General features: G+C 44.8%; 3 protein-coding genes. All 3 read left to right on the top strand.

Features of this window, described 5'->3' with window-relative positions; all coding sequences use genetic code 11:
- Positions 1–635: 635 nt before the first annotated feature.
- The 3 genes from AC4II3_RS31345 (at position 636) to acnB (ending at position 4,530) form a co-directional block, all read left to right on the top strand.
- Complete coding sequence (locus tag AC4II3_RS31345) at positions 636–818, top strand: DUF4278 domain-containing protein (protein ID WP_070392931.1); 183 nt, start codon at positions 636–638, stop codon at positions 816–818.
- A 269-nt stretch (positions 819–1,087) separates the two neighbouring features.
- Complete coding sequence (locus tag AC4II3_RS31350; RefSeq protein ID WP_488016525.1) at positions 1,088–1,516, top strand: DUF4278 domain-containing protein; 429 nt, start codon at positions 1,088–1,090, stop codon at positions 1,514–1,516.
- A gap of 404 nt (positions 1,517–1,920) precedes the next feature.
- Positions 1,921–4,530, top strand: a complete 2,610-nt coding sequence (acnB, locus tag AC4II3_RS31355; protein WP_488016523.1) for a bifunctional aconitate hydratase 2/2-methylisocitrate dehydratase — start codon at positions 1,921–1,923, stop codon at positions 4,528–4,530.
- Positions 4,531–4,667: the final 137 nt, after the last annotated feature.

The raw sequence follows: 4,667 nt of genomic DNA on the forward strand, positions 1-4,667 counted from the left end.
CCGAAACCTGATTTAACCGTCCCGTCGCCACTCCGCCAGCTCCTGATCTTCCCCTACACCCATCACCCCACACCCCACACCCCGTAAAGCTTTTAAGGCTGTTTGTCACCCCGTCAGGGATTCCCCACTCCCTGATATCCACTCCAGAGCGCCTAAGTATTAATTCTTAGTATTAAGTTTTAAGTATTAATTCTTAGTATTAAGTTTTAAGTATTAATTCTTAGTATTAGGCACAAGAGGCGTAGTTGAGGGCTTTTTTGGTTTCCGAGGACCTAGCAAACTTGGTCATAACCCCCTTACTCGATAACCTTAACCACTGGACAGGATCTAATTCTGTTTTTTTTCTTAACATTTGACTTTTAGCCAAAAAAGTGTCAAAATAGATACAGAATTAAAAATTGGAATTGAATAACCATTGAGGTCTCTGTCGGCTCAGTGGCTCTCAACTCAGATGTCCTGAAGTAGATAAGCCGTAGAGAATCCAAGAAAGTGATACCTAGGGCAAGCTTGCCTAACTCTTAGACAGATTTTCTCACCTGGCCAAGCAACTTATTAAACAATTCCTGGCCAAGCAACTTATTCAGCAATTCCATTAAGCAATCTAATTAAGCAATCCAATCGGAGGTATTCGAGCAATGAAACTTTCTTACCGAGGTGTCAGTTATCAAAGTGAACCATCTACCCTAGAAGTATCTGAAGGGGAAATTGGTGGAACTTACCGGGGTCATAGCTGGAAAGTTCACCGGATTAAGCATAATCCTTGGCGTAAATCATCGGCTAACATGACCTATCGTGGTGTTAGCTATAAAAGAGGGTAGCTCTTTGTATAACTAGTTTTGTTTGAGTCAAAAAGTGCTGGGTGCTGGGTGCGTCAAGACCTCAGGGCTGAGTAAACATTGATCACATATTACTCAATACTAAACATTTCAGTACTAAACATTTCGGTACTCAGCATTTCGGTACTCAGCATTCTAGTACTAAACATTTCAGTACTCAAGATTTAAGTACTCAACATTATTTAAAGCACTCAAGACTATTGAAAAAAGTAGTCTGATATTATTATTAGTCAATCGGAGGGGTAATAGATATGAAACTTAGGTATCGTGGTGTAAGTTACGACGCTGAACCCTCTTTACTAGAAGTGAGAGAGGGGGAAATTGGTGGTGTTTATCGGGCTCAGAATTGGAAATTTCACTATCCCAGACACATGCCTGAACCGCCACCGGTAAATCATCTGAAATGGCGTGGTGTTTCTTACTGCACTGGTAATGCAACTGTAACTAATTGTGAACCAGTAACTGATTCTCAACCAGTGGCTAAATCGATTTCTACTGTGGCTGCAAAGACATCGATTGCTCGCCACCGGCTGCAAAAAGTATTGAATGAGAGCAGAAAAGTTCATCTGGCTACGATGCGCCACACTTTGGAACATCGTCTAGAGGTAGCTAAAGCTAACGGTGATCAGAATTTGGTCAGGCTTCTAGAAGAGGAGTCGAAGCAGATGCAGCCAATCTAGTTAGCTAACAAAGATACTCTCACAAGTCTGGTGGCGAGCTAGTTTTGGATTCTCGCTAACCCTAGCCATTGCGATATAGATTGACCAAACCTTATTGATACTTTGTCACATATTCACAACTCTCTAACATTAGACACGGCGATCTACAGCGATCGCTTTTTTTATGCTTTGATGAATTTCGATATTCTGGCAGGGTAAGCACAAGCAGAATTTAGCCAAAATCTAATATATATCAAGGATTATGAGCATATTAAGCCAAGATTGCTCAGCACTATTGCATTTTTATCTCAATATTGTTGAGAATAATGCCGCCTTATTGATACTTGCGGTTACCCTGCATATTCTGGTAGGGCAATATTTTGTAAAAATTGTCTTACATGAATTAGCGCACAGGTAAATCTATCATGCTGAACTCTTATCGTGAACACGTAGCTGAACGGGGAGCTCAAGGCATTCCTCCCCTACCCCTAAGTGCTGAGCAAACATCCCAACTTTGTGAACTGCTGCAAAATCCACCAGCTGGGGAAGAAGAAGCATTAATGGCTATGTTACGCGATCGCATTCCCCCTGGAGTGGATGAAGCAGCTTATGTTAAAGCTGGGTTTTTAACTGCGATCGCAAAAGCAGAACTCACTAGTCCCCTAATTTCCCCCCAGGGTGCTATAGACCTGTTGGGTACAATGGTCGGAGGCTACAATGTCCAATCCCTGGTTGAGTTACTCCAGTCGGATCACACCACCTTAGCAGCAGAAGCGGCTACTGCCCTAAGTAAGACATTACTTGTCTTTGATGGCTTCAATGATGTTATAGAAATTTCCGATGTCAATCCCTACGCCAAGCAAGTCATCGATGCTTGGGCCAATGCTGCATGGTTCATCCAGCGTCCCAAACTCCCCGAAGCAGTTACTGTGACTGTATTTAAGGTACCCGGAGAAACCAATACCGATGACTTATCCCCCGCCACTCACGCCACCACTCGCCCAGATATTCCCTTACATGCCTTGGCCATGTTGGAATCTCGGATACCGTCGGCTTTAGATACTATTGCTAAATTAAAACAAAACGGGTATCCTGTGGCTTATGTTGGGGATGTTGTTGGTACTGGTTCATCCCGGAAATCAGCAATTAATTCCTTACTTTGGCATATTGGTGAAGATATCCCCTATGTTCCCAATAAACGGGCTGGGGGATATATTTTAGGGAGCAAAATTGCCCCGATCTTCTTCAACACTGCTGAAGATTCTGGTGCATTGCCCATTGAGTGCGATGTTTCAACAATGGAAACTGGGGATGTGATTACCATCCATCCCTACAAGGGTGAAATCACTAACCAAGCTGGGGAAGTCATTTCCACCTTTACCCTCAAACCCGATACCATCCTTGATGAAGTCCGTGCTGGTGGACGGATTCCGTTACTGATTGGGCGATCGCTTACGGATAAAACCCGGGAAGCCTTGGGATTAGAACCGAGTCCCCTGTTTACCCGTCCAACCATCCCAGAAGATACCGGCAAAGGCTTCACCTTAGCCCAGAAGATGGTCGGTAAAGCCTGTGGATTACCGGGTGTTCGTCCAGGTACCTCTTGCGAACCGATCATGACCACAGTTGGTTCCCAGGATACCACAGGACCCATGACTCGGGATGAATTAAAAGAACTGGCTTGTCTTGGTTTCAGTGCGGACCTAGTCATGCAAAGCTTCTGCCATACTGCTGCTTATCCCAAGCCCGTTGATGTCAAAGTCCATAAAAAATTGCCCGACTTCTTTGCCTCTCGTTCTGGTGTAGCCTTGCGTCCTGGGGATGGCATTATCCACTCTTGGTTGAACCGGATGTTATTACCTGATACCGTAGGCACTGGTGGAGACTCTCACACCCGTTTCCCCCTAGGCATTTCCTTCCCTGCCGGTTCTGGATTAGTCGCCTTTGGTGCTGCTTTGGGAGTCATGCCCTTAGATATGCCGGAATCTGTGTTAGTGCGGTTCAAAGGTGAATTGCAGCCAGGGGTAACATTGCGGGATATTGTCAATGCTATTCCCTATGTGGCTATTCAACAAGGGTTGCTGACAGTAGAGAAGAAGAATAAGAAAAATGTCTTCTCGGGACGGATTATGGAAATAGAAGGATTGCCCGATTTGAAAGTTGAGCAAGCCTTTGAACTTACTGACGCTACTGCGGAACGGTCTTGTGCTGGCTGTACCATTAAGCTGGGAGTTGAAACAGTATCTGAGTATTTGCGTTCCAATATCGCGCTACTGAAAAATATGGTTGCACGAGGCTATCAAGATGCCCGTACGATCATGCGTCGGGTGGCCAAGATGGAAGAATGGTTGGCAAATCCTGTACTGATGGAAGCCGATCCCGATGCACAGTATGCTGAAATTATCGAGATTGACTTGAATGAAATCACTGAGCCGATTGTAGCGGCTCCCAATGACCCAGATAATGTGAAATTGTTGTCTGAAGTCGCAAGCGATCGCGTTGATGAAGTATTCATTGGGTCTTGCATGACCAATATTGGACACTACCGTGCCGCAGCCAAAGTCCTACAAGGGGAACCCCCTGTTAGCACTCGGTTGTGGATTTGTCCCCCTACCCGGATGGATGAGAAACAACTCAAAGAAGAAGGGGTTTACGGTATCTTTGGCATAGCTGGTGCCCGGACTGAAATGCCTGGATGTTCCCTGTGCATGGGTAATCAAGCTCGGGTTGCTGATAAAGCCACCGTATTCTCCACCTCTACTCGTAATTTTAATAATCGTATGGGTAAAGGTGCCCAAGTCTACTTGGGTTCCGCTGAATTAGCAGCAGCTTGTGCTTTGTTAGGTCGAATTCCCAGCGCTGAAGAGTATCAGTCAATTGTAGCCGAGAAAATTAATCCCTTTGCTAATGATTTGTATCAGTATTTGAACTTTGATCAAATCGCTGGATTTGAAGACGAAGGACGAGTGATTCCCATCGAAGAAATGCCCAAGATTGAAGATATTTTGGGCATTCCAGCGGGAACTCTTAAGTAGATTAGTTTTAGTTTAGTTTAGCTGAATAATCGGGTGAGCTTTTGGGTTCACCCGATTATTTATTTGACTTATATCATGTTCGAGGGAACAGGGAACAGGGAACAGGGAACAGGGAACAGGGAACAGGGAACAGGGAA

The sequence above is a fragment of the Moorena sp. genome (assembly GCF_982860115.1).